This window comes from Vogesella oryzae, assembly GCF_902829295.1.
GTDB classification, from domain to species: Bacteria; Pseudomonadota; Gammaproteobacteria; order Burkholderiales; family Chromobacteriaceae; genus Vogesella; species Vogesella oryzae.
The window spans coordinates 122,733-148,585 of sequence record NZ_CADEPL010000002.1; the positions used below are offsets into that span (position 1 = coordinate 122,733).

Consider the following 25,853-nt stretch of genomic DNA (forward strand, 5'->3'; position numbering starts at 1 on the left):
CATGACCCCCGCTTACAGCGAGCGGGCCACTTCTACGATCTCGAACACTTCCAGCTGGTCGCCTTCCTGGATGTCGTTGTAGTTCTTCAGCATCAGACCACATTCGTAGCCCTGCTTCACTTCCTTCACGTCATCCTTGAAGCGCTTCAGCGAGTCCAGTTCGCCGGTATGCACCACCACGTTGTGGCGGATCAGGCGTACCGAGGCGCTGCGTTTCACCATACCGTCGGTCACCATACAACCTGCGATGTTGCCCACCTTGGACACAGTGATCACCTGACGGATCTCCACGGTACCCAGTATCTGCTCTTTCTTCTCCGGCGCCAGCATGCCGGACATGGCTGCCTTCACGTCATCTACCACGTCGTAAATGATGTTGTAGTAGCGGATTTCCACGCCCTCGCCTTCCGCCAGCTTGCGGGCGGCGGCATCGGCACGCACGTTGAAGCCAACCACGATGGCCTTGGAAGCGATCGCCAGGTTGATGTCGGACTCGGTAATGCCACCGACACCGGAGTGCAGGATGTTGACGCGAACCTCATCGGTAGACAGCTTCTGCAAGCTGCCAGCCAGCGCTTCGTAGGAACCCTGCACGTCGGCCTTGATGATAACCGACATGCTCTGCACTTCGCCTTCGGACATCTGGGCGAACATGTTTTCCAGCTTGGCAGCCTGCTGCTTGGCCAGACGCACGTCGCGGAACTTGCCGGCACGGAACAGGGCGATTTCGCGCGCCTTCTTCTCGTCAGCCAGCACCATGGCGTCTTCACCAGCAGACGGCACGTCGGACAGACCCAGGATTTCCACCGGGATAGCCGGACCGGCTTCGTCGATAGCCTTGCCGTTTTCGTCGATCATGGCACGCACGCGACCGAAGGCGGTGCCCGCCAGCACGATGTCGCCCTTCTTCAGGGTACCGCTCTGCACCAGCAGCGTCGCTACCGGACCACGACCCTTGTCCAGGCGCGCCTCCACGATGATGCCCTTGGCCGGTGCCGCTACCGGTGCGGTCAGTTCCAGCACTTCGGCCTGCAGCAGAATCGCTTCCAGCAGCGCATCGATGTTCAGGCCCATTTTGGCCGACACTTCGATGAACTGGGTATCACCACCCCAGTCTTCCGGTACCACTTCGTGAGCGACCAGTTCCTGACGGATACGTTCCGGGTTGGCACCCTGCTTGTCGATCTTGTTCACGGCCACCACGATCGGCACGCCAGCAGCTTTGGCATGGTGCACCGCCTCGATGGTCTGCGGCATCACACCGTCGTCGGCCGCCACCACCAGCACTACGATGTCGGTGGCCTTGGCACCACGGGCACGCATGGCGGTAAACGCCTCGTGACCCGGGGTATCCAGGAAAGTGATCATGCCGCGTGGAGTTTCCACGTGGTAGGCACCGATGTGCTGGGTAATGCCGCCGGCTTCGCCTGCCGCCACTTTGGCGCGACGGATGTAGTCCAGCAGCGAGGTCTTACCGTGGTCAACGTGACCCATCACGGTTACCACCGGCGGACGCGGCAGCGCTTCACCAGTGCTCAGCGCAGCATCGTCACCCAGGTAGGCTTCCGGATCGTCCGCCTGTGCAGCCTTGCCAACGTGACCCATTTCCTCGACCACGATCAGCGCGGTTTCCTGGTCCAGCACCTGGTTGATGGTCACCATCATGCCCATCTTCATCAGGGTCTTGATCACTTCGGCGGCCTTCACGGCCATCTTGTGAGCCAGATCGCCAACGGTGACGGTTTCCGGCACCAGTACTTCGTGCACGATAGGCTCGGTCGGCGCCTGGAAGGCATGCTGGTTGTTGCCGCCCTTGTGCTTGCCGCCCTTGCGGGATTTCCAGTCGTTGCTGGCATCGCCGCCACGGGTCTTCAGACCCTTGCCCTTCTTGCCATCGTTCCAGCTGTCACGACCGCCTGGGCCTTTCTTGCCTGCGCCACCACGCTTATCGCCCGGGCGATCACCAGCCGGAGCAGGTGCCGCAGCCGGTGCGGCACCCGGACGAGCCGGCGCACCACCTGCCGGACGCGGGCCGGCAGAACCTGGACGTGCAGAACGGTTACCATCTCGTGCGCCCTGTTCGCGCGCCGGAGCAGAACCATCCGCCGGTTGCATACGCGGCTGAGTCGGTTTGGCCGAACGCGGCAGGTCTTCGGTCTTGGCCGGGGCCGGGGCCGCAACCGGCTTCGGCGCTGCCGCTTCGGCACGCGCCGCCAGGCGGCGAGCTTCACGCTCCTGTTTTTCACGCAACAGCGCCTGCTGACGGGCACGGAACTCGGCCTGACGGGCTTCTTCTGCGGCACGGGAAGCCATTTCCGCATCCGACAAGATGGAAGCCGGGCGACTCAACGTCGGCTGTTTAACCGGTGCAACTGGCGCCTCGGCTGCAGCCTTGACTTCAACCTTCGCTTCTTGGGCCTTAGCCTCCACCGGCTTTTCCACCTTGGCCGCCACCGGCTTGGCTTCAACCGGTTTGGTCTCTGCGACTTTCGGTGCGTCTACTTTGGCAGGCTCGCTCGCCACTACTGGCTCCGGCTTCACTTCCGCCACCGGTGCAGCCTCAGCAACAACCGGGGCAGATACAACCGGTTTCTGGGCATCATCTTCCGGACGTACAAACACACGCTTCTTGCGGGTCTCCACCTTCACGGTGCTACCTGCAGCAGTATGGATTTCGCTGGTTTGCTTGCGAGTCAGGGTAATTTTTCCTTCATCACGCGCACCATGGGAGGACTTCAGATAGTCCAGCAGTTGTTTCTTATCCTGCTCGGTGAGCGCGTCGTCCAGACTGCGCTTGCCCACACCGGCATTGCTCAATTGCTCCAGCAACCGTTCCGGGGACAAGTTCAGCTCGCTCGCAAACTGTTTTACATTCGTCAAAACCATGCGTATTCCTAATTCCTTCTAGCAATCTTCCATATGCGGCCGGTTAGTTAAACCAGTGTTCGCGCGCTTTCATGATCAAGGCGCGGGCCGCTTCGGCTTCCATGCCGGTCATGTCGACCAAGTCATCTACGGCGAGATCCGCCAGGTCGTCACGGGTGGTCACGCCGTTTTCGGCCAGTTTGCGTACAAGCTCGCTATCCAGACCGTCCATACTCTTCAGGTCTTCGGAAACTTCCTCGACCTTCTCTTCCGAGGCAATCGCCAGAGTCAGGATGGCATCACGTGCACGACTACGCAGCTCGTTCACCAGAGCTTCGTCAAAACCTTCAATTTCCAGCATTTCGGCAATAGGTACATACGCCACTTCTTCCAGTGTGGCGAAACCTTCCTGCACCAGCGAGAAGGCAATATCCTCGTCCACGCCCAGATGCTGCATGAAGTGATCACGCAGCTTGGCGTCTTCTTCCAGGTGCTTCTCTTCCGCCTCGGTTACGGTCAGGATGTTCAAATTCCAGCCAGTCAGCTCGGCAGCAAGCTTCACGTTCTGACCACCACGACCAATCGCCAGTGCAAGCTGGTCTTCTTCCACCACCACGTCCATGGTGTGGGTATCCTCGTCCACCATGATGCGGTTAACTTCTGCCGGAGACAGCGCATTGATCACAAACTGTGCCGGGTCCGGTGCCCACAGCACGATATCGATACGCTCGCCCGCCAGCTCCTGGGTTACCGACTGCACGCGGGAACCACGCACACCGATGCAGGTACCTTGCGGATCCAAGCGCGGGTCATTGGACTTGACTGCCATCTTGGCGCGCATACCCGGGTCACGGGCAGCTTCCTTGATGTCCAGCATGCCGTCTTCGATTTCCGGCACTTCCTGTTCGAACAGCTTCACCAGGAAATCGCGCGAAGTACGCGACAGGATAAGTTGCGGGCCACGACCCAGGCGGTCAATGCGCAGCAAGCATGCTTTGACACGGTCACCAACACGCAAATTTTCTTTCGGAATCATCTGGTCGCGTGGCAACACGGCTTCCAGCTTGCCGCACTCAACGATGGCATTGCCGCGTTCGATGCGCTTGATGGTGCCGGTAATCAGGCTCTCGCGACGCTGCAGAAACTCGTTCAGCACCTGTTCGCGCTCTGCATCACGGATTTTCTGCAGAATGACCTGCTTGGCAGCCTGCGCACCGATGCGACCGAACTCGACCGCTTCCATCGGCTCTTCGATCACGCCGCCAAGCTCTGCACGCGGGTCACGTTCGCGAGCATCTTCCAGGCTCAGCTCGCGATCCTCGAACTCCAGCGCTTCGGCATCTACCACCGTCCAGCGACGGAAGCTCTGGTATTGGCCATTGTGGCGATCGATCTCTACGCGAACATCGATTTCCTCATCGTTGAATTTCTTCTTGGTAGCCGAAGCCAGCGCCAGTTCCAGTGCAGAAAAAACCACCTCGCGGCTGACGTTCTTCTCGCTTGCCAGCGCATCAACCAACAACAAAATCTCGCGACTCATTCAATCCTCCGAATTTCGTATTCTTTTTTATGCGGCCAACGTCCTGACGATCAGAACTCCGGCTCCAGCCGGGCCTTGTCGATATTCGACAGGGGAATGGCAACAGTACGACCGTCCACCTCAAGCGACACCACGCCATCAGCAAAGCCGACGATCCGGCCCATGAAACGCTTCTGGTTGTCGATGGGCAAACGGGTACGGATCTTGGCCAGACTGCCGCTGAAACGGACATAATCCGCTTCTTTTTTCAGCGGACGGTCAAGACCGGGCGAGGACACTTCAAGTCGGTCGTAATCGACGTTCTCGACCATGAACAGGCGCGTCAGGTGATTGCTCACCGCTACGCAGTCTTCAACGGTAATGCCGCCCGGCTTGTCCATGAACACGCGAAAACCACCACCAGGGGTCAGTTCAAAATCCACAAGCTCATAGCCCATACCGGGCAGCGTGTTCTCGAGCAGCAAACGTACATCCATGGGCATCAATTCCAGAAATAAAAAATGGGCGAAACCCGCCCATCCCTAAAATGCCGCGATTATAAACCACTCTACGGCAAAAGGAAACCTGACTCCCGGGGCACTCTCGGAGCGTACTTTGCACCAATGTCGACATCGGGTAGAGTTGTCCCGCTCACGACAAACGAGCGTTTTAAAAGAATTACCTATAGTAATCCTGACCACCCTCCGCAACCGGTTCACCAAAACAGAGAGGGCGGCAACGAATCCAACACGACGGAGAAGCCAAACGCCATGGAAAAAATCTGGCTTAAGAATTACCAGCCTGGCATTGCCCACGAGATCGACGTTAACGAATTCCAGTCGGTCACCGAAGTTTTCGAGCGCAGCGCGGCCAAATTCCGCGACCGTCCGGCACTTGCCTGCATGGACAAGATCCTCAGCTATGGCGAGCTGGACACCCTGTCCGCCCAGTTTGCCTCCTACCTGCAACACGCGCTAAAACTGGAAAAAGGCAGCCGCGTCGCGGTCATGATGCCAAACCTGCTGCAATACCCGGTCGCCGTGTTCGGCATCCTTCGTGCCGGTTGCACCGTAGTGAACGTCAACCCGCTGTACACGCCGCGCGAACTGGAGCACCAGCTCAAAGACGCGGGCTGCAACACCATCCTGATCCTGGAGAACTTCGCCAACGTGCTAGAGCAGGTTCTGCCGCGCACCCCGGTCAAGAATGTCATCATCGCCAGCATTGGCGACATGCTGGGATTCCCCAAAGCACAGATCGTCAACTTCGTAGTGCGCAGGCTGAAAAAAATGGTGCCGCCGTGGCACATAGCCGGACACATTCGCTTTAACGACACCCTGAAGCTTGGCGCCAGCAAACCGTACAGCCCGGTAAAACTCGGCCACGACGATATCGCCTTCCTGCAATACACCGGCGGCACCACCGGCGTCTCCAAAGGCGCCATGCTGACCCACAAGAACATCGTCGCCAACATGCTGCAGGCCGGCGAGTGGATCAAGCTCGGCGTGCGCGAAGGCCAGGAAGTTATCGTCACCGCACTGCCGCTTTACCACATCTTCTGCCTGACCGCCAATTTGATGGTTTTCACTGAAATTGGCGCCATGAGCGTGCTGATCACCAATCCTCGCGACATTCCAGGCTTCATCAAGGAGCTGAAAAAATACAAGGTAACCGCCATTACCGGCGTCAACACCCTGTTCAACGCCCTGCTCAACAACCCCGAATTCAAGACCGTGGATTTCTCTACCTGGCGCCTAGCACTGGGCGGCGGCATGGCGGTTCAGCGCGCGGTAGCGGAAAAGTGGAAACAGACTACCGGCTCCACGCTGGTTGAAGCCTACGGCCTAACCGAAACCAGCCCCGCCGCCTGCATCAACCCGCTGGACATGAAGGAATACAACGGCACCATCGGCCTGCCGATTCCATCCACCGACATCGAGATCCGTGACAGCAACGGCCAGCCGGTTGCCATCGGCGAATCCGGCGAGCTGTGCATCCGTGGCCCGCAGGTGATGAAGGGTTACTGGCAGCGCCCGGACGAAACCGCCAAGGTCATCGACAGCCAGGGCTTCCTCGCCACCGGCGACATGGCCATGCTGACGCCGGAAGGCTACGTCAAGCTGGTGGACCGCAAGAAGGACATGATCCTGGTGTCCGGCTTCAACGTGTACCCGAACGAAATCGAAGACGTGATCGCCCTGCACCCGGGCGTACTGGAAGTCGCCTGCATCGGCATTCCGGACGACAAGTCAGGCGAAGTCGTAAAAGTCTTCGTAGTACGGAAGGACCCGTCGCTTACCGAAAAAGACATCATTCACCACTGCCGCGAAAACCTCACCGGCTACAAGGTGCCAAAGTTTGTCGAATTCCGCGACGAGTTGCCCAAGACCAACGTCGGCAAAATTCTGCGCCGCGCACTGCGCGATGCCGAAGTCAAAGCCTGACAACCGCCAGCATCCACCAAGCCCGCCACTGCGGGCTTTTTTATTACCCACCGCAAAATCGGCAGGCAAAAAAAAGCGGACCAGAGTCCGCGGAGAAGCCTTGAATGCCAGGAGTGTTTCAAGGAAAAGGTTGGCCGCAAGCGGCCGGCACAACCGGCGGGCAGAGTCCCTGTTGTACGCTGCGTACACCCCGCCCGCCCGGCCATGCAGGAAAGACTTACTTCCAGGCTGCCGGCAGCTTGTAACCGGCGTACTTCTGGGTTGCCCAGGCACGGAAGTCCTTGGAGTTGTAGGCAGCAATCACATCCTTGGCCCACGGCTTGGCCACGTCAGCGGCACGCACCACACCCCAGTTCACATAGGCATAGCTCTTTTCCTGGAACACAGCTTCAGTCAGCTTGATACCGGAGCTGGTAGCGTAATTGCCGTTGATGACCGCAAAGTCCACGTCATTGCGCGAGCGCGGCAGCTGGGCAGCTTCCAGCGGCACGATCTTGATCTGCTTCACGTTCACGTCGATGTCACGCTCGGAAGCAGTCAGCGGATTGATACCCTTCTTCAGCTTGATCCAGCCCAGATCGCTGAACATCACCAGTGCGCGGGCAAAATTGGACGGGTCGTTCGGGGCGGAAACGGTGCTACCCGGCTTTACATCCTTCAGCGCCTTCAGCTTGCCGGCGTAGATACCCAGTGGTGCGGTCGGCACCTGGAACACTTCTTTCAGGCTCAGCTTGTGCTCTTTGGCAAAGTTGTCCAGGTACGGCTTGTGCTGGAATACGTTCACGTCCAGCGAGCCTTCCTGCAGCGCCAGGTTCGGGCGCACATAGTCGGTAAACTCAACCAGTTTTACGCTGTAACCCTGCTTTTCCAGAATCGGCTTGATGGATTGCTTCACCATGTCGCCAAAATCGCCCACGGTGGTGCCGATCACGATTTCTTTCTTGGCCGGATCGGCCGCCTGCACGTTGGCCGCAACAGTCAGACCCAGGGCGGCAACCGCCAGCGATTTCAGAACAAAACGACGCATTATTAGCTCCTTGTGAGAGTGATCTCTTTGTAGTGGGGCGCATCTACCCGCCCCGGTCGGGGGGTTAACGTTTATCCAGCCGTGCCGCCAAACGGTTACCAACCAGCTGGATGATCTGCACGATCACCACCAGCAGCAGCACCATGGCCACCATCACTTCGGTCTGGAAACGGTAGTAACCGTAGCGGATGGCCAAGTCACCGATACCGCCACCGCCCACCACGCCCGCCACGGCGGAGTAACTGAGGAAGCTGATGGTCAGGATGGTGAGACTGGAAATCAGGCCGGCGCGCGCCTCGTTGATCAGCACCTTGCAAATGATCTGCGCCGGGCTGGCGCCCATCGCCTCGGCCGCCTCCACCACGCCGCGCGGAATCTCGCGCAGAGTCTGCTCGACCAGACGGGCAAAGTACGGGATAGCGGCAAACGACAACGGCACCGCGGCCGCCACCGGGCCGATGGTGGAGCCCACCAGCACACGCGTCAGCGGCACCAGCGACACCATCAGGATGATGAACGGGAAGGAACGCACCAGGTTCACCAGCCAGTCCAGCACGCCATTCACGGCGCGATGCGCAAACAGCTGCCCCGGCCGGGTCAGATACAGCAACACCCCCAGCGGGCCACCCAGGAAAATGGCGGCACTCAGGCCGATCGCCAGCATCAGCGCGGTTTCCAGGCAGGCCTGCCAGATTTCCGGCGACATTTCCAGCACATTGCTCAGCGCCTGGGCAAAAGTCAGCTCTTCCATTTACGCAGCCTCCAGCAACGACTTGGCGAGCTCGGACGTGGCCGCCACTGTCTTGTTGTCCACCAGCAGGGTTTCCACCACCTCACCGGCATTCAGCAAGGCCGCGCGATGGCAGATAGAGCGCACCACGTGCATCTCGTGGGTAACGATCACCACGGTGACGCCAAAGCGGGCATTGATGTCCTGCAGACAGTCGAGAATGGATTGCGTGGTTTTCGGGTCCAGCGCCGAGGTCGGCTCGTCAGCCAGAATCACGTGCGGGCGTGGCGCCAGGGCGCGGGCGATGCCGACGCGCTGCTTCTGGCCACCGGACAGCTGCGCCGGGTAGTGGCCGGCACGATCGGCCAGGCCGACGATGTCCAGGCATTCGGCAACACGCCGTTCGATCTCGGCGCGGCTCCAGCCAGCAATCTCCAGCGGGAATGCCACGTTGTCGGCCACGGTGCGGTTGGCCATCAGGTTGAATTGCTGGAACACCATGCCGATGTTTTGGCGGGCACGACGCAGCTCGCGGGCCGACAGCACAGTCAGATCCTGGCCATCGACATTCACTTCGCCGCTATCCGGGCGCTCCAGCAGATTGATCAGTCGCAGCAGGGTGGATTTGCCGGCGCCGGAAAAACCGATCAGGCCGAAAATCTCCCCTTCCTTGATGTGGAGAGTGGTGTCACGCACGGCATCAAACCAGCCACCATCCGGCTTCTTGAAGCGTTTGTGCACATTCTTGAGGTGAATCATCCGGGACTCCAAAGCAATAAAGCCCGCCGTTGCTGAGCTGGCGGGCTTTAAGGCATGGAATCTTCGAATTCGAAAATGCTGTAGATCATCACTAGTGACAATCCCCACGCTTTAGCTGTTTTACGCCCGCAAGCTGTATCAAATCGGCGTTAAATCAAGTAATTGATCACAATTGAACAGTATTTGTTCGTTTATGTCAATCGCTGCAATGGACAAATAGTATCCATATAACAGCCAAAGGTAAAGCATCTGGCTTATAGAATTTTCTGCTATTTAAATACTGTATACAGAATAAGTGCCGGCACTGCGGCCAACCTGGCGACCGAGCCAGCAACCGGCATCGCCAGAAACGACTCAACGGGCGGAAAAACTCACCTCCAGCGTGCCCAGTTCGCCAAATTGCAGCATCGCCGGTGAACCCGGCTGCAGCTCGACCACACCAGCGTAGGAGCCGGTGATCACTACCTGCCCCGGCAACAGACCCTCGCCACGCTGGCGCAGAAACTCCACCAGCCACAGCAGCGGCGCCAATGGATCACCCGCCGGATGCACCCCGGCCAGCATTTCATCACGCCCGCCCTGCTGCACGCGGATGGCCAGCTTGTCCGCTGCCAACGCCTGCGCCTTGTCCACCACCGGCCCCAGCCACAGCCCCTGGTTCACCAGTCCATCGGCCAGCGATTGCAGAAACGACGGTTTGGGATCGGCATGGTAACGACTGTCGATCAATTCCAGCGCCAGGCGCACAGCACTGATGGCCGCCAGCACCTCGTCGCGGCGATAAGGTTGGCCGCGCGCCGGCAATCCCTCGGCAAACACGAAGGCAAGCTCCGGTTCGGTGCGCACCACACCATGACGAACCCACGCCGGACAGGGCGACACCTCCGCCACCGTGCTGCTGTAGATCGGTGCCAGCACCAGCTTGCCAGTATCCGGCAAGCCGCACTTCCAGCCACCCACGCTATTGCCAAGCAGATCACTCACCGCCTGCTGAATCGCCAGCGCATCGTCCAGAGTCTGCGGCGCGGCATCGGCTTGCAGCAATGGGCCGCACTCGCCACTCAGGCGACGGGCAGCAAGGGTAATGGCGGCAGAACGAATGGCGTCGGCGTGCATGATGTTTCCGGAGCAAGAGCAAGAAGACGGCTGTTGTACCGCCCGATCCCGGGTTTGGCAAGGTTGGCCGCAACTGTCCACTACGACAAACACCACCCCGCACAGCCTTCATCCTTAGCCAGCCAGCACAAGTCATCTCCGGCGCGAAAACAAGCAAATACCGGCCATCCAGCGGCGACCGGCACAGTCTTGCCGGCTACTGGCGACAACAGCAGCGCAAACGCTTGCATAAAACATGAACTATGCTTCGATAGCTAGGAGACGCATCACCGATGTGAATACGGACCCCGTCCGCACAAAGGAGATCACCATGAAACCTGCCCAAAGAATCTTGTCCGCTCTTATCGTGGGCGTACTTTCCCTGCCCGCGTTTGCCCAGGAAAGCATGCCGGACCTGCCCCGCTCGCAGACGACGGCTGCCGGCGTCCGCTTCATCGCCGGCGGCATCGGCCATGAGCAACAACAGGCCATGAGCGCCGTGCAAAGCGGCTACAACCTGCGGCTGACCTTCGCCCGCCCGAAAAGCGGCGAATACCTGGCAGATGTCCGGGTAATGATTACGGATAGCAAGCAAAACAGCGTGCTGGACACCGTGGCCAATGGCCCCTTCCTCTATGCCCGCCTGCCCGCCGGCAACTACAAAGTGACGGCGATGTTTGAAGGGCAACAGCAAAGCCGGAAGGTATCCGTCGGGGCATACCAGCAACCGCCACAGGTGTTTTACTTTGCCGAGTAAGCGACCTTCCCCTCTTGTTTCGCCGTTTGCCTGATCAGGCCTTATCAGGGAAGGCGGCGGACATCGGGGCTATCAGCTACCAGCCAATAATCGCCATACCGCGGGCCGGCCATCGGCCACTTCAGCCATAGAACACGCACTTTCAGTTGCGCGCATAGGACAAGGAGAACCGCTCCACCGCCTGATGGCCGGTCAGTGCCCGGGAAATATCCGGCAAGGGACGACAACTATCCTTGCCATGCGCCACGGCGACAAAGTGCCACTCCGTGCAGTCTTCTTCGCATTTGATGGTCAGCGAGCCCCAGGCAATGCCATAGCCCAGCTCGCGCATGGTTTCTTCGAGCGCTTCCCGCCGCGGGATATAGTTGCTGCGGAACGCGATACCGATCGACACCGCCTGGTGCGTTGGCAGCCACTGCTCCAGGCGCGACATCCACATCATGCACACCACCGACAAACCGGTCAGCAGCATGGCTGAAGCATAAAAACCGACCCCGACCAGCACACCGATGGCTGACGATGCCCAGATCGAGGCGGCGGTAGTCAGCCCGCTGATGTTGAGTCCATCCTTCATGATCATGCCGGCGCCGAGAAAGCCGATGCCGGTGACAATGCCCTGGATGACGCGGGTCGGATCTGCCGTGGCAACATTGGGCGCGTGACCGCCGAACCACAGCTCCGGAAAGCCGGCAATCGAGGTCAAGGCTGCGGCCGCCATGCACACCAGGCCATAGGTACGCATCCCCGCCGCCCGGCCGTGATAGGTACGCTCGTAGCCGACGATCATGCCAAGCAACAACGCGCCCAGCAGATTCAGAAACACAATCAGATTGGTGGTCACCATTTGCAGCGACCAGTAATCCGCAAGATTCTGTAAAGACACCATGTTCATCACGAACACCAATTGAATGCCGGCATGGCTGCGATGTACTGATGCGGCCAACTTTGCCGCCACCCGCCCCACACCCGATTTGTAAAAGGCTCAATCAAGAATTGTCATATTCATGATAGGGCAAGAATGCCAGCCCACTACAGACAATCGCCCAACCCGGACATCCGCCAAGAGACAGCCAACCGGCTACTGCGGACAGGCCGTCACCTGCACCATGCTGCTGGCCAGCCGTGACGGCACCACATCGACCAGATAGTCGATAAAGGCACGTACCGCGGGTATCAGGTGACGCCGGCCGGTAAAGGCCAGGTGCAGGATGCCGTCCGGCGTACTGTAGCCGGGCAACAATCGCAGCAGCCGGCCATCGGCCAACGCGTCGTGGCATACCATCAACGGCAGCAATGCCACCCCGCTGCCGGCAATCGCCGCCTCGCGCAGCACCAGCAAGTCGTCGGTCATCAGCCGCGGTTCCGGAATATCCACCTTGTACAGCTGCCCTACCTCATCCAGCAGCGGCCACTCGGCACGGCCATCCGGGCGGCTCATCACCAGTGCCGGCCAACTGGTGAGCGCCCCCGGCTGTTGCGGCGCGCCCAGCTGCGCCACCAGCGCCGGGCTGGCCACCAGCGCGCTTTCGCTTTGCGATAGCGGCCGCGCCACTACGCTGGCGCTGTCGTCCAGCTTCTGCCGCACCCGCAGCGCCACGTCGATGCCATCGTTGATCAGATCGACGCGCCGGCCGGTTACTTCCAGCACGATGCGCACCTGCGGGAATCGCGCCATGAATTCCGGCAGCACACTGGAGAGCAGCGACTTGGCCAGCAGCTCCGGACAGCTGACCCGCACCAGCCCGCGCGGCTCGGCGGTGTGGCGGGCGATGGTTTCTGCCGCCGCCTCGGCCTCGGCCAGCATCGCCTGGCAATGCTGGTAGTACTGCGCGCCCACCTCGGTCAGCGCCAGCCGCCGCGTGGTGCGCTGTAACAGCCGCACGCCGATACGCGCTTCCAGTTCCGCCACCCGCCGCGATAACCGCGACTTGGGGATGCCCAGCTGGCGGCTGGCGGCATTGAAGCCACCGTGCTCCACCACTTTGGCAAAGAACAGCAAATCGTTGAGGTCCTGCATGAAGATTATCCCACCAGTAGAACAATGAATCCGATTTTAGCCGTCTAGTGGCGAATTGGTAGCGGATTTACAGTACACCCATCGCCGCAGTGCGCGGCACATCACCCCCAACGGAGCCGCACCATGAAAATCCTGCACATTGATTCCAGCATCCTCGCCGCCAACTCGGTATCCCGTGGTCTGACCCAGGCCCTGGTCGACGCCCTGCAAAGCAAACACGGCAAGACCGAAGTGATCCGCTACGATCTGGCACAGCAGGAAATTCCGCATCTGTCCGGCGAAATCCTCGGCGCCGCCTTTACCGAACAGGCCGACTGGAGCGAGCTGCAACGCACCGAAGCCGCCCGCAGCGAACAGCTGATCGGCGAATTCCTGGCCGCCGAAATCCTGATCATCGGCGCCCCGATGTACAACTTCTCCATCCCGTCGCAGCTGAAGGCGTGGATCGACCGCGTGGCAGTAGCCGGCCGCACCTTCAAGTACACCGAGAATGGCCCGGTCGGCCTGGCCGGCGGCAAGAAAGTGTATGTGGTGTCGTCCCGTGGCGGCGTATACAGCAACGAGCAGGGCCAGCAGATGGACTTCCAGGAAGACTACCTGAAGACCGTACTGGGCTTCCTCGGCATCAGCGATGTGCAGTTCATCCGCGCCGAAGGCGTGGCCATGGGTGGTGACGCCCGCGAAGCCGCACTGGCTGCCGCCAAGGCCGCCATCGCCGCCGCCTGATGTGATTGCCGCGGCAGAGTTTCTTCTGCCGCCCCGTCTCTTCTCTGTCTGTTTGTGCCCCGCCCGTGCGGGGCATTTTTGTGGCTGCGGCCAACCTTGTAGCGCAGAAAAAACAAAACCCGCGGCGATTGCAGCGGGTTGATGCCATGCCTTGCGGCGCGACTCAGGCCATCAGCGGCTGATACTCGCGCCAGCAATTGCGGCCCGCAGCCTTGGCACTGTACAGCGCTGTATCCGCCTGCTGCAGCAAGGTGTCCTCGCTCTCCTGCCCGCCTTGCACCATGGTAATGCCGGCAGAAAAAGTCAGCCCGCGCAGCTCGCTACCGCCAAACGCCAGACAACTGCCGGTGTAGCTCGCCTGCAGCGCGCGCAGCAGGACATCCACCTCTTCCGCCGTGCGCTGCGGCAGCACCAGGCAAAACTCCTCGCCGCCATAGCGCGCCACGATATCCTCCGGCCGCAGCAAGCCGGCAAACAGGCCGGAAAACAGCTTGAGCACCGCATCGCCACAGGCATGGCCGTGCTGGTCATTGACCGCCTTGAAGAAATCCAGATCGATCAGCACCAGGCTCAACGCCTGTCCGTTGCGCTGAGCGCGCTGCAACAGCTGCGGCAGCCGCTGGTGCAGATAGCGGCGGTTATACAGCCCGGTCAGCGGATCGCGGGTAGCCTGTTCGCGCAGCTGGGCTTGCAGCTGCTCGACTTCGCTCATCCGGGCGGCCAACTCCAGATTCAGCTGGTGCAGCGCATTGCGCGCCACCTCGGCCTCGCCCTGGCGGCGCAAGGCCAGATCGCGCTCGAACACCACCCGCTCTGCCGCCTGGCGCAACTGCTTGGTACGCAGGGTAAAAAAGCGGTAGCCGAGGAACACCAGCGCGAACAGCAGCACCGACAGCACCCAATACACCGACATGGCCGAATCGCGGTACAGCATCGCCCGCATCTGCCAGGCTCCGGAGCTATCCCCGCCCAGCGTCAACACGCTGCGATCCGCCAGCACAAACGACAGCCACAAGAAGGCAAGCACCCCCGCCAGCGACGACAGCGCCACCAGCAAGGCCCAGCGCCGTTCCAGCGGCCGCGCATCGCCACGCTGCGGCCAACGCCGCTGGCGCCAGCGCTGCACCGGCGCGGAAAACAGCAGCAACAAGGGGCCACAGCTAACCACGGTCTGCAGAAAGTTGCCGGTCCACCAGCCCTGCCAGGCCTGGAACGCCCCCAGCGCCGACAGTTTGTTGCTGTAGCTCCAGATGAAAGAACCGGTAGCGCTGGCCACGCCGGAGATGAAGCAGATGGTGATGAAGAACAGCAAAGTCGGCAGGGTTCGTGGTGTGTAGCGCACTTGCACATGCTGGTACACCAGCGTCATCACCAGCAATCCCAGCGGGTTGGCAAAGGCAAACAACGCACACCAGCCGGGCGACAGCCCGGAGATCACGCCGACGATGAAAGTGGACAGGTACGCCATCGGCGCACCCCAGGCATAGCCGAACCACAGCACCCACAGCGTGGTGATGGTCAACGGCGGGTAGATGCTGAGCGTGAAGGACAGCTCGCCGATATGGGTCTGAAAGCCGTACCAGCCGGCATTCAGCTCGTATACCGCCAGCCACAGGCAAGCCGCCAAGGACAGCAGCCACGCCAGCAACAGCTGCCAGCGCGCCGCCCCCACCGATGCATCCAGCAATGCCGACAGCGGCAGCGGCTGGTACAAGCCGGTTGGCCGCGCAGTCTGATCGCGTAATGAACTATCGGTGGTCGCTGAAAGCATGGGCCGGCATTTCGATAATTGGATTTGATCAATATACGTTGAAGGAAACTGACGCGGCAAGCTGTCTCACCGGCCAAATCCGCAGCCCCAAACGGGGGCATGCCGCACCACTATGACGCCCGCGTTAAAGACGGGCTGAACCATGCCTTATTTCGGGGCGAAACCCGCATAACTTGAATTGTTTTTTCCTGTCCGCCACTGGCACAGCCCTTGCTGAATCATTCCTGACGATGAACAGCAGGAGAACGCGCCATGCATGCCCTGACCTTGCCCGAAGCGCACCACTACGACGAAATGCTGCTCGCCAGCGGTGGTATCCGCCCGCACTACCGCGACTTTGCTCACTGGCTGCACTCGCAGTCGCCGCAGACCCTGGCGCGCAAGCGCGCCGAAGCCGACCTGATGTTCCACCGCGTCGGCATCACCTTCGCCGTGTACGGCGACGATTCCGGCGCCGAGCGGCTGATTCCCTTCGACAGCGTGCCGCGCATCATTCCCGCCAGCGACTGGCAAACGCTGGAAGCCGGCATGCGCCAGCGCGTCACCGCGCTGAACGCCTTCCTGCACGACATCTACCACGAGCAACACATCGTGCAGGCCGGCATCATCCCGGCCGAGCAGGTGTTTTCCAACAGCCAGTACCAGCCGGCGATGCAGGGGCTGGACCTGCCGCACCGCATCTATGCGCACATCACCGGCGTGGACGTGATCCGCCACAACGACGGCAACTTCTACGTGCTGGAAGACAATCTGCGCGTGCCCTCCGGCGTGTCCTACATGCTGGAAAACCGCAAGATGATGATGCGGCTGTTCCCGGAGCTGTTCGCCAGCCACGCGGTGGCACCGGTGCAGCACTACCCCACCCTGCTGCTCAACACCCTGCGCCACGCCAGCCTGGCGGAAAACCCCACCGTGGTGGTGCTCACCCCCGGCCACCACAACAGCGCCTATTTCGAGCACGCCTTCCTGGCGCAGCAGATGGGGGTGGAGCTGGTGGAAGGCCAGGACCTGTTCGTGAAGCACAACCGCGTGTACATGCGCACCACTGCCGGCCACAAGCAGGTGGACGTGATCTACCGCCGCATCGACGACGCCTTCCTCGACCCGCTGGCCTTCCGCGCCGACAGCATGCTGGGCGTGCCGGGGTTGCTATCGGTGTACCGCAGCGGCGGCGTGATCCTGGCCAATGCCATAGGCACCGGCGTGGCCGACGACAAATCCATCTACCCCTATGTGCCGGACATGATCCGCTTCTACCTGAGCGAGGAGCCGCTGCTGCAGAACGTGCCGACCTGGATGTGCCGCCGCCCCAAGGAGCTGGAGCATGTGCTGGCCAACCTGGCCGAGCTGGTGGTGAAGGAAGTCCACGGCGCCGGCGGCTACGGCATGCTGATCGGCCCGGCCGCCAGCAGTGCCGAGATCGAGGACTTCCGCCAGCGCATCCTCGCCGACCCGGCCAACTACATCGCGCAACCGACGCTGTGCCTGTCGTCCTGCCCCACCTTCGTCGAAGCCGGCATTGCGCCACGCCACATCGACCTGCGCCCGTTCGTGCTGTCCGGCCGCGAGATCAGCATGGTGGCCGGCGGACTGACCCGCGTGGCGCTGAAAGAGGGCTCGCTGGTGGTGAATTCGTCGCAGGGCGGCGGCACCAAGGACACCTGGATTCTGGAGGATTGATGATGATGCTTTCGCGCACTGCGGCCCAGTTGTACTGGATGAGCCGCTACATGGAGCGGGCAGAAAACCTGGCCCGCCTGCTGGATGTCACCCACAGCCTGTCGCTGTTGCCGCAATCCCGCGGCGGCGCCGACATTGCCGCCGCGCTGGCTACTACCGGCGCGCTGGACGCCTGCCGCGCGCGCCATCCGGCGCTGGCCGCCAGCGACGTGCTGCACTTCATGACCTTCGATGCGGCCAACCCGGCCAGCATCATCAGCTGCCTGAAATACGCGCGCGAAAACGCCCACGCCGTGCGCGGCAAGATCACCGGCGAGATGTGGGAAAGCATCAATGCCAGCTGGCTGGAGGCACGGCAGATGGCCAGCGAAGGCCGCCCGCTGGCCGGCTTCTTCGACTGGGTGAAGGAGCGCTCGCACCTGTTTCGCGGCACCACCTACGGCACCATCCAGCGCAACGACGCGTTTTCTTTCATTCGCCTTGGCACCTTCCTGGAGCGCGCCGACAACACCGCGCGGCTGATCGACGTGAAATCGCACCTGATCGGCCACGAGCTGGACGACAGCGCCGCCGACTTCTACCTGTGGGGTGCGCTGCTGCGCTCGCTGGGCGCCTTCGAGGCCTATCACGAGCTGTACCGCGACACCCTCAGCGCGCGGCGCGTGGCCGAGCTGCTGATCCTGCGCCCTGACGTGCCGCGCTCGCTGCGCGCCTGCGTCGACGAAATCGCCGAGCTGCTGCCGCGCATCCAGGGCGACACCGGCCACCGCGCCAAAAGGTTGGCCGCCACCCTGCACGCCGAGCTGAGCTACGACCAGATCGACAACATTCTCGCGGGTGGACTGCACAGCTATCTGGCGCAATTCCTCAGCCAGATCCATGCGCTGGGCGATGCAGTACACGGCGCCTATCTGGAGGCGGCATGAGCGAACTGATCATCCGCGAGGCAAGCCCGGCCGATGCCGACGCCATCTGCGCCATCTACAACCCGTATATCGAGTACACCACCGTGTCGTTCGAGGAGCAGCCGGTCAGCGCCGCCAGCATGGTGGAGCGCATCGCCAAGGTGCAGGTGCTGGGCCTGCCGTGGCTGGTGGCGGAAACCGAGGACGGCGAGCTGATCGGCTACGCCTATGCCACCCGCTGGCGCGAGCGCAGCGCCTACCGCTACGCGGTAGAAAGCAGCATCTACCTGCGCCAGGCAGCCGTCGGCCAGGGACTGGGCAAGCTGCTGTACCGCGAGCTGCTGGCGCGGCTGGGCAGCATGAACATCCACACCGTGATCAGCGGCGTGGCGCAACCCAACGACGCCAGCAACCGGCTGCACGAGGCATTCAACTTCAGCAAGGTGGCGCACTACCAGCAGGTTGGCCGCAAGTTCGGCCGCTGGCTGGACATGGTGTACTGGCAATTACTGTTAAACACTCCGCAGGAGGCAGCATGCAACTGACCATCGACCACGAAACCGTCTACCGCTACGACGACGTTGTCAGCCACAGCACCCAGTATCTGCGCCTGACGCCGCCGGACAGCAGCCACCAGCGCATCCTGTCCTGGCAGCTGGAGCTGCCGGTGGCCGCCAGCGAAAGCACCGATGCCTACGGCAACATCCTGCACGTGCTCACCCTGGACACCCCGCACAGCGAAATCCGCCTGCGCGCCCACGGCGTAGTGGAAACCTGCGACGACAGGGAGGACGACAGCGAGGCGCTGCCGGCGGCGGTATTCCTGCGCGGCAGCACACTGACCGAGCCCAGCGACGCCATCCGCGCGCTGGCCGCCAGCCACGCCGCCGCCATTGCGGCCAAGCCCGAGACTGGCCTCAGCGCACTGATGCTGGCCATCGCCGATGCCATGCCCTACACCAGCGGCGCCACGGTGGCGGAAACCACCGCCGCGCAGGCGTTCGCGCTCGGTGCCGGTGTGTGCCAGGACCACAGCCACGTGTTCATCGCCGCCTGCCGCAGCCTGGGGCTGCCGGCGCGCTATGTCAGCGGCTATCTGCTGACCGACCGTGACGCCCATGTCGCCAGCCATGCCTGGGCCGAGGTCTATGCCGGCGACCGCTGGCTGGGCTTCGACATCAGCAACCGCATGCTGCCGGATCGCCATCACCTGAAACTGGCGGTGGGGCTGGACTACACCGACGCTAGCCCGGTACGCGGCGTGCGCCGCGGCGGCGGCAGCGAGGCGCTGCAGGCACATGCACGGGTAACGGAGGCAGACCAGCAATGACCTACTGTGTCGGCATGGTGCTGGACGACGGGCTGATCTTTGCGTCGGACTCGCGCACCAATGCGGGGGTGGATCACGTCGCCACCTTCCGCAAAATGAACGTGATTGCGGTGCCGGGCGAGCGGCAGATCGTGCTGCTCAATGCCGGTAACCTGGCCACCACCCAAAGCGTGGTCAGCCTGCTGAAAAGCCGGCTGACCCACGATGCGGCCAACCTGCATACCGTGACCAGCCTGTACCAGGCCGCCGAGCTGGTCGGCCACACCGTGCGCGAGGTCATCGCCCGCGACGGCGACGGCCAGACCCAGTCGCAAGGCGTGGACTACGGCTGCAGCTTTCTGATCGGCGGCCAGATCAGGGGCGAGCCGCCGCGGCTGTTCCAGGTCTACCCGCAGGGCAACTTCATCGAGGCGACGCCGGACACGCCGTACCTGCAGATCGGCGAGGCCAAGTACGGCAAACCGATCATCGACCGCGTGATCCGCCACGACACGCCGCTGGCGCAGGCGATCAAGTGCACGCTGATCTCGTTCGATTCCACCATCCGCTCCAACCTGTCGGTGGGGCTGCCGATTGATTTGTTGTGGCAGCTGCGTGACAACTTCGACTTTGCGCCACGCCACCGCGTCACCGAGGACGACCCGTACTTTCTGGCGCTACGGCAGGGCTGGGGCGAAGGGCTGCGCAGCGTGTTCGGCCAGCTGCCGGACGCGCTATGGTTCAAGGACGGCGACCAGGACTAGCTCCGCAACGACAAAGGGGGCATTGGCCCCCTTTGTCGTTGCTTCCACTCCCACCCCGGAACTAGCGCTCCGGCTTGTCGCTCATGGTCTTGAGATTGGCCTTCAGCGCGTCGCTCATCGGCATTGCCAGCACCGTGCCCTTGGGCGGAATCGCTGTCTCGAACCAGTAGTGGTACAGGCGGGCAAAGCGGCCGGACTGCATCAGTTTGGCGATGGCGCCATCCACCAGCGCCTTGAAGGCCGGATCATCCTTGCGCAGCATGCAGGCGTACGGCTCGACCTGCAGCGTGTCGCCGACCACTTCCAGCGCCGCAGGGTTGGCCGCATTGGCGCGCAGACCGTACAGCAGGATGTCGTCCAGCGCCACCGCGGCAGCGCGGCCGCTTTCCAGCAAGGCCAGCGAGTCGGCATAGTCCTTGGCCGGCAACCATTGCATGCCCAGCGCGTGCTGCTCGCTGTACTGGCGGATCACTTTTTCGTTGGTGCTGCCGGCGGTGGTGGCGACCGCTTTGCCGGCCAGATCGGCATAGCTGCGGATGTTGGCCGCCTTGTTCACCAGCACGCGGGTGCCGGCATAGAAATAGTTGATGGAGAACGCCACTTCCTTGTTGCGCGCCACATTATTGGTGGTGGAGCCGCATTCCAGGTCATAGCTGCCGTTCACCAGTAGCGGGATGCGGTTCTGGCCGGTCACCGGGATATAGGCCACCGGCAGGTCCGGCCGCCCCAGCTGTTTGCGCACATCGTCGATCACCGCCTGGGTCAGATCAACGGCAAAACCCATGATGTGATCGCCACCCACCACGTAGCTGAACGGTACCGCCGCCTCGCGGTAGGAAACGGTCATGCGGTTGCTGGCGGCGATTTTCTGCAGGGTATCGGCACGGCTGATGCCACTGCCAAGCGCCAGGCCGGCAAGCAGCATGGCAGAGATAACAAGCGGGGGTTTCATGTTCTTTCCTTTCCGGAGTCTGACACTGTCCCCCTGCCCAAAAGCCGCTCAAGTCACGGCATCACCAGCAAGCCTGCGGCGGGCATCCGGATGCCTGTTCCCTGCCGGCACCTGCGGTTTTTCCCTGCTGCCCGCCTTGCCGGGTTGCACACCCCGGCCGAGGCTTCTTCACTCTAGGTGTTATAGCGGCAATCTCCATGACACAGGTCAAATGCCGCGGCCTGGCGGCGAGGCTACGGCCAACGTGGACCTAGCCCAGATAGCGGGCAATGTCGACTTCGTCGATTTGCTCCGGCTGCAGGAAGCGCCGCGCATACTGCAGGTACACGCCGGAGGTGAGAAACAAGTCGAACAGCACCGGGTCGATGTGCTGGCGCTGCTTGAAACCGCTGAGGATCTGGATGGCCTCGGACAGCGTCTTGGCCGGCTTGTACGGCCGGTCGGAGGCGGTAAGCGCCTCGAAGATGTCGGCGATGGCCATGATGCGCGCCGGTACCGACAGCTCGTCCCCGGCCAGCTGGCGCGGATAACCGGTACCGATCAGGGTTTCGTGGTGGGTGCCGGCGTATTCCGGCACCCGCTTCAGGTACTTGGGCAGCGGCATCTGCTCCAGCATCACGATGGTCTGGATGATGTGCTCGTTGATCTTGAAGCGTTCTTCTTCGGTCAGCGTGCCGCGGCTGACGCAGAGGTTGTAGACCTCGCCCTGGTTATACAGATACTGCGGCACGGTGAGCTTGAAGCCGTAATGGGCATCGAATGCCTTGCTGGGCAGGCGCTCGAACAGGTGCTGCGGCTTGTCGGCCAGCAGCTTTTCCTCGGCAGGCAGAGGCGACGGCGGCACATTGGCGCAGCGCAGCTGCTCTTCTGCCGACAAGCCCAGGCGGTCGTCGAAATGGCGCACCCAGGTCTGCTCCGCCAGCTGCTGCAGCCGCGCCACCCGCTCCGGCGCCATGAATTCGCCCCCCTGATTGCACTCGGCAATAAAGGCGAAGTCGTCCTGCAGCTGCGCCTCGCGCGCTGCCAGCCGCGCATCGGCAGCGGAGGGCTGCTCGCCGTACAGGTAGATGGCCTGCCAGCGCTCCAGCCGGGCATCCCGCAGCAGCACTTCAAAGCGGGTGCGGATTTCGTGCAGCCGGTTGTAGATGGTTTCCAGCTTGGTCGCCTTGTCCACCACGTATTCCGGCGTGGTCACCTTGCCGCAGTCGTGCAGCCAGGCGCCGATGTGGAACTCGCGCCATTCGTCGTCGTTGCGGAAGTTGAAATCGGCCAGCGGCCCTTCATTTTGCTCGCACGCCGCCTGCGCCAGCATGATGGCCAGCTCCGGCACCCGCTCGCAGTGGCCGCCGGTGTAGGGGCTCTTGGTATCGATGGCACCGGCGATGATCTTGATCATCGCATCCATCAGGTTCTTCTGTGCCTCGACCAGGTTCTGGTTCTCGATCGCCACCGCCGCCTGCGCCGCCAGCGCCTCCATGAACGGCAGCAGCTTGCGGTCAAACGGGATCAGCGCCTTGCTGTAGGTGTCGCGGGCATTGAACAGCAGCATCACGCCGATGATGTCACCCTCGCTGAGCCGCATCGGCACCGCCAGCGTGGCATGCGCGCGGATGCCGGCGGTGGCCAGCAGCTCGCGGGTATTGGCCGCCAGCGCGCCCGACTCGCTGGCCAGATCGTCGATAAACAGCGACTGCCCGCGACTGACCACCTCGCCGGGCACCGTGCGACCGGCATCGCCGGACAGTGGCAGCGCCTGCTCCGGCAACGCGGCCGGATAGGTGTGCTGGGCAAAGTGCAGGTTGTTGTGTGCGTCCTTCAACAGCACCGCGGCACCATCGCAGCAAGTAATCTCGCAGCCGGCTTCCAGCGTGGTGCGCAGCAGCGCCGCCCGCTGGTGCAGCTTGCCCTGGGCGATGCCGCTTTCCACCAGGCTGGCCAGCTTCATGCGGGCGTCGGCCAGGCTGGCGATCATATTGCTGAGGATCAGCGTGATCATCACCAGTGCGACGGCGATGCTGACCCCGACCGCATCGAACAGCAGGCCGGCAAAGTGGAACAGCGCCAGCCCGGCTGCGGCCAACAGCAGCGCCAGCAGCAATACCAGCCCGAATGCCAGCTGCGGGCGCAGCTTGAGCTGCCGCACCAGCGCCCGGTCCTCGCGCGGCATCTGCCACAACAGCAGACCACCCAGCAGCCACGCCAGCGCCACCTCGCCCCAGATGAACCACCACGGCCGCTGCAGGAAGTCGCCATCAAACAGCGCTTCCATCAACTGCGCCTGGATTTCGGTGCCGGGCACCAGCTCCTGCAACGCGGTGTAGTGCATGTCGTTGAGGCCGGAGCCGGTCAAGCCGAGCAGCACCAGCTTGCCGCGCAGCATCGCCGCATCCACCTGTCCGTTCAGCACATCTACCGCCGAGACGTAGCGCTGCATGCCGGCCGCCAGCGGCGCGTAGTGTAGATAGATTTCGCCGTTACCCAGCGTGGGGATGGTGAGATCGGCCACCTGTAACGCGCGGATGCCATGCGGCCCGCTCTGCACGCCGATACGGGAGGCGCCGCTGCCGACGCGGAACATCTCCAGCGCCATCGACGGCACCAGCTGCCCGCTGACACCGGCCAGCAGCGCCAGCCGGCGCACGCTGCCGTTATGCGCCTCCATGCTCAGCAACGCCTGCCCCTGGCCGGCAGCCTGCAGCACAGGCAGGCTGGCCAGTACGTGCGGATAGTTGCGGACATACGGCAGCGGGTCGTTACCCTGCACCAGCAAGGGCACGCTATGCAGCCCTTCGCGGGTGGTATAGGCGCGGTAATCGAAACCGGCCGCGCCCAGCACCGCCGGCGCCTGGCGCAGCGCCTCAGCCAGCAGCTGGTCGTTGTCGGGCAAGGCGCGCAGCGCCTTGCCCAGTGCCTGCTGCGCGGCCGGAAGCCGTGCGGCCAACTGTGCCGGTGAGCTCTGGTCCGCCTCTGGCATGTAGATATCCAGCCCGATCGCGGCCGGCTGGCCGGCATTGATACTGCGCACCAGTGCGGCCAACCTGTCGCGCGGCCACGGCCATTGCCCCAGCTGCTTCAGGCTTTTCTCGTCGATGGCGACGATGGTGACCGGCTGGCTGCGCGGCTGCCGTGGCGACAGCAGCTGGTAGCTGTCAAACAGCCAGCCGCGCGCGGCCGACAAGGGAGAAGCCAGCAGCTGCACGGTCTGCAGTACCGGTGCCGGCAGGCGTTGTTGCCAGGACAGCGGCAGCTCGGAACCGAGTTGCAGCAACAACACCGCCACCAGCAGCAAGGCGGCGACAGGTTGGCCGCGCGAGCCGACCAGCCAGCGCCGCAGCCAGTTCTGTGATTGTTCGATGCCCGGAAATTGGATCGCCAAACCGTGTCACCCGGCAGATGGGGGGTTAATCAGGCAGCCGGCGCACAGGGCCGGCTTAGCGTACCGACACCTCGACGCGCCGGTTGCGCGGCTCGTCCACGCCATCGGCAGACGGCACCAGCGGATCGCGCTCGCCGCGGCCGGTGACATCCAGCGACTTGGGCTGCACTCCCAGCTGGCGCAGCAAATCGGCCACCATCTGCGCCCGCTGCAGCGATAACGCTTCGTTGGCTTCGGCGGCGCCGACCCGGTCGGTGTGGCCGATCACCAGGATTTCCGGCACCGGCCGGGTGGCGACATCCTGCTTCAGCGCCGCCAGCGCGGTTTGCGATTCCGGCGTCAGCTCGTCGCTGCCGCTGACAAAGTACAGCAGGTAGCTGGCGGGGCGTGCCGGACGGGCCTGCAGCAGCGCACCGTAGCGTTCAGCCACGCTTTCGGCACTGGCGCTGCCGGTTTCCACGCGGCCGTTCTGCTGCACCGCGGCGGTTTCATAGGCGTGCGAGATTTCCTGCTCGCCTTTCGGCGTGGTGACGATTACCCGCCCTACCGCCCCGTCCGGCCCAGGCAGCAACACGACCTTATCCGGCGCCGGCTGGTACAGCAGGGCCGCCAGACCGACGGCAATGGCAAAGATGGCTGCTTCCATGACCTAGCTCCCCCCGCCTTCGGTTTCGATGATGAACTCGGTGCCGCGCACGCCCAGCGTCATGGTGGAGGTCTTGAACTGCACCGCTTCCGGCGAATGCTTGACGATGGCGCCGGAGATCGCCGACAGCCGCCCCTTGCGCAGCGTGGTCTGCATGGCGCCGGTCTGGGTCTTGTTATCGAAATTGAACTTGTCCAGCCGCAGCTCGGACGAAGCACCGGCCGACAGGATGGTCTTGTCGCGCATCACGATGCCCACCGTGCTGGCAGCACCGGTCCGCACCACGTCCTGTTCCTGCAGCTCGAAGCCGGGAACCGGCGTCAGCGTGGCCGCGCCACGTTGTACCTGTACCTCGCCGGTAATCGTCTTGATGGTGCCGATACCCGCAATATCGGCCAGTGCCTGCTGGCATAGCAGCAGCGCCAGTCCGCACAGGCAAGTGCGCGCCCAGCTACCCGGTCTGATTCGCATCATTGTCTCCTCGCCGCCAGAACACCCCGGAAACTACGTC

The 25,853-nt window shown here is 62.5% G+C and carries 22 protein-coding genes; 8 read left to right on the forward strand and 14 right to left on the reverse strand.

What is annotated here, in order from left to right; translation table 11 throughout:
• Positions 1–12 precede the first annotated feature (12 nt).
• Genes infB through rimP form a run of 3 tightly spaced genes read right to left on the reverse strand, consistent with a single transcriptional unit; the run spans position 13 to position 4,881 of the window.
• Positions 13–2,886 (reverse strand): translation initiation factor IF-2, encoded by a 2,874-nt coding sequence (gene infB / locus HU218_RS01165; protein ID WP_174873079.1) that lies wholly within the window; start codon positions 2,884–2,886, stop codon positions 13–15.
• A gap of 43 nt (positions 2,887–2,929) precedes the next feature.
• Entirely contained in the window at positions 2,930–4,405 is a 1,476-nt protein-coding gene (gene nusA / locus HU218_RS01170) for a transcription termination factor NusA (protein WP_174873080.1), read from the reverse strand.
• A gap of 50 nt (positions 4,406–4,455) precedes the next feature.
• Positions 4,456–4,881 carry a ribosome maturation factor RimP gene (gene rimP / locus HU218_RS01175; RefSeq protein ID WP_174873081.1) on the reverse strand — a complete coding sequence of 142 codons (426 nt, stop codon included), beginning with the start codon at positions 4,879–4,881 and terminating at the stop codon, positions 4,456–4,458.
• Between the two features lie 273 nt (positions 4,882–5,154).
• Between rimP and HU218_RS01180 the strand changes: the two genes are divergently transcribed.
• A complete protein-coding gene (locus HU218_RS01180; RefSeq protein WP_174873082.1) occupies positions 5,155–6,828 on the forward strand; it encodes a long-chain-fatty-acid--CoA ligase in 1,674 nt (557 codons plus the stop codon).
• Between the two features lie 217 nt (positions 6,829–7,045).
• Here HU218_RS01180 and HU218_RS01185 read toward each other — a convergent pair whose 3' ends face one another.
• The 4 genes from HU218_RS01185 to HU218_RS01200 form a co-directional block, all read right to left on the reverse strand.
• On the reverse strand, positions 7,046–7,855 hold the full coding sequence (locus HU218_RS01185) for a MetQ/NlpA family ABC transporter substrate-binding protein (RefSeq protein ID WP_174873083.1): 810 nt from the start codon (positions 7,853–7,855) through the stop codon (positions 7,046–7,048).
• A 64-nt stretch (positions 7,856–7,919) separates the two neighbouring features.
• Positions 7,920–8,606 (reverse strand): methionine ABC transporter permease, encoded by a 687-nt coding sequence (locus HU218_RS01190; RefSeq protein ID WP_174873084.1) that lies wholly within the window; start codon positions 8,604–8,606, stop codon positions 7,920–7,922.
• Positions 8,607–9,344: a methionine ABC transporter ATP-binding protein gene (locus HU218_RS01195; RefSeq protein ID WP_174873085.1), complete on the reverse strand. Its 738-nt coding sequence runs from the start codon at positions 9,342–9,344 to the stop codon at positions 8,607–8,609.
• Positions 9,345–9,698: 354 nt separating this feature from the next.
• A complete protein-coding gene (locus HU218_RS01200) occupies positions 9,699–10,460 on the reverse strand; it encodes a 2-keto-4-pentenoate hydratase (protein WP_174873086.1) in 762 nt (253 codons plus the stop codon).
• A 310-nt stretch (positions 10,461–10,770) separates the two neighbouring features.
• Between HU218_RS01200 and HU218_RS01205 the strand changes: the two genes are divergently transcribed.
• Positions 10,771–11,196, forward strand: coding sequence for a carboxypeptidase-like regulatory domain-containing protein (locus HU218_RS01205; protein ID WP_174873087.1), 426 nt, complete (start codon positions 10,771–10,773; stop codon positions 11,194–11,196).
• 142 nt (positions 11,197–11,338) lie between these two features.
• Here the strand turns inward: HU218_RS01205 and HU218_RS01210 are convergent, their stop codons facing one another.
• Together HU218_RS01210 and HU218_RS01215 are read right to left on the reverse strand one after the other, a co-directional pair.
• Positions 11,339–12,088, reverse strand: a complete 750-nt coding sequence (locus tag HU218_RS01210; protein WP_174873121.1) for an MgtC/SapB family protein — start codon at positions 12,086–12,088, stop codon at positions 11,339–11,341.
• A 186-nt stretch (positions 12,089–12,274) separates the two neighbouring features.
• A complete protein-coding gene (locus HU218_RS01215; RefSeq protein WP_174873088.1) occupies positions 12,275–13,213 on the reverse strand; it encodes a LysR substrate-binding domain-containing protein in 939 nt (312 codons plus the stop codon).
• Positions 13,214–13,336: 123 nt separating this feature from the next.
• On the opposite strand from HU218_RS01215, the gene HU218_RS01220 reads away from it, so the two are divergent.
• Positions 13,337–13,939, forward strand: coding sequence for an FMN-dependent NADH-azoreductase (locus tag HU218_RS01220; RefSeq protein ID WP_174873089.1), 603 nt, complete (start codon positions 13,337–13,339; stop codon positions 13,937–13,939).
• 163 nt (positions 13,940–14,102) lie between these two features.
• Here the strand turns inward: HU218_RS01220 and HU218_RS01225 are convergent, their stop codons facing one another.
• Positions 14,103–15,710 (reverse strand): sensor domain-containing diguanylate cyclase, encoded by a 1,608-nt coding sequence (locus tag HU218_RS01225; protein WP_174873090.1) that lies wholly within the window; start codon positions 15,708–15,710, stop codon positions 14,103–14,105.
• A gap of 252 nt (positions 15,711–15,962) precedes the next feature.
• Between HU218_RS01225 and HU218_RS01230 the strand changes: the two genes are divergently transcribed.
• From HU218_RS01230 to HU218_RS01250, 5 genes are read left to right on the forward strand one after another with little or no spacing between them, the layout of a single operon-like run.
• Positions 15,963–17,390, forward strand: coding sequence for a circularly permuted type 2 ATP-grasp protein (locus tag HU218_RS01230; protein ID WP_174873091.1), 1,428 nt, complete (start codon positions 15,963–15,965; stop codon positions 17,388–17,390).
• The gene (locus HU218_RS01235; RefSeq protein ID WP_246210688.1) at positions 17,390–18,316 is read left to right on the forward strand and encodes an alpha-E domain-containing protein; all 927 of its coding nucleotides are present in this window, start codon (positions 17,390–17,392) and stop codon (positions 18,314–18,316) included. The genes HU218_RS01230 and HU218_RS01235 overlap by 1 nt, the downstream gene beginning before the upstream one ends.
• The gene (locus tag HU218_RS01240) at positions 18,313–18,840 is read left to right on the forward strand and encodes an arsinothricin resistance N-acetyltransferase ArsN1 family B (protein ID WP_174873092.1); all 528 of its coding nucleotides are present in this window, start codon (positions 18,313–18,315) and stop codon (positions 18,838–18,840) included. The genes HU218_RS01235 and HU218_RS01240 overlap by 4 nt, the downstream gene beginning before the upstream one ends.
• Entirely contained in the window at positions 18,831–19,625 is a 795-nt protein-coding gene (locus HU218_RS01245; protein ID WP_174873093.1) for a transglutaminase family protein, read from the forward strand. The genes HU218_RS01240 and HU218_RS01245 overlap by 10 nt, the downstream gene beginning before the upstream one ends.
• Positions 19,622–20,368, forward strand: coding sequence for a proteasome-type protease (locus tag HU218_RS01250; protein WP_174873094.1), 747 nt, complete (start codon positions 19,622–19,624; stop codon positions 20,366–20,368). Before HU218_RS01245 ends, HU218_RS01250 begins: the two co-directional genes overlap by 4 nt.
• A 61-nt stretch (positions 20,369–20,429) precedes the next feature.
• On the opposite strand, the gene HU218_RS01255 is transcribed toward HU218_RS01250, so the two are convergent.
• The 4 genes from HU218_RS01255 to HU218_RS01270 all read right to left on the reverse strand — a co-directional run bounded on the left by HU218_RS01255 (position 20,430) and on the right by HU218_RS01270 (position 25,813).
• Positions 20,430–21,320 carry a transporter substrate-binding domain-containing protein gene (locus HU218_RS01255; protein ID WP_174873095.1) on the reverse strand — a complete coding sequence of 297 codons (891 nt, stop codon included), beginning with the start codon at positions 21,318–21,320 and terminating at the stop codon, positions 20,430–20,432.
• A gap of 250 nt (positions 21,321–21,570) precedes the next feature.
• A complete protein-coding gene (locus tag HU218_RS01260; protein ID WP_174873096.1) occupies positions 21,571–24,696 on the reverse strand; it encodes a CHASE2 domain-containing protein in 3,126 nt (1,041 codons plus the stop codon).
• Positions 24,697–24,751: 55 nt separating this feature from the next.
• Entirely contained in the window at positions 24,752–25,342 is a 591-nt protein-coding gene (locus HU218_RS01265; RefSeq protein WP_174873097.1) for an OmpA family protein, read from the reverse strand.
• 3 nt (positions 25,343–25,345) lie between these two features.
• On the reverse strand, positions 25,346–25,813 hold the full coding sequence (locus tag HU218_RS01270) for a FecR family protein (RefSeq protein ID WP_217450671.1): 468 nt from the start codon (positions 25,811–25,813) through the stop codon (positions 25,346–25,348).
• Positions 25,814–25,853: the final 40 nt, after the last annotated feature.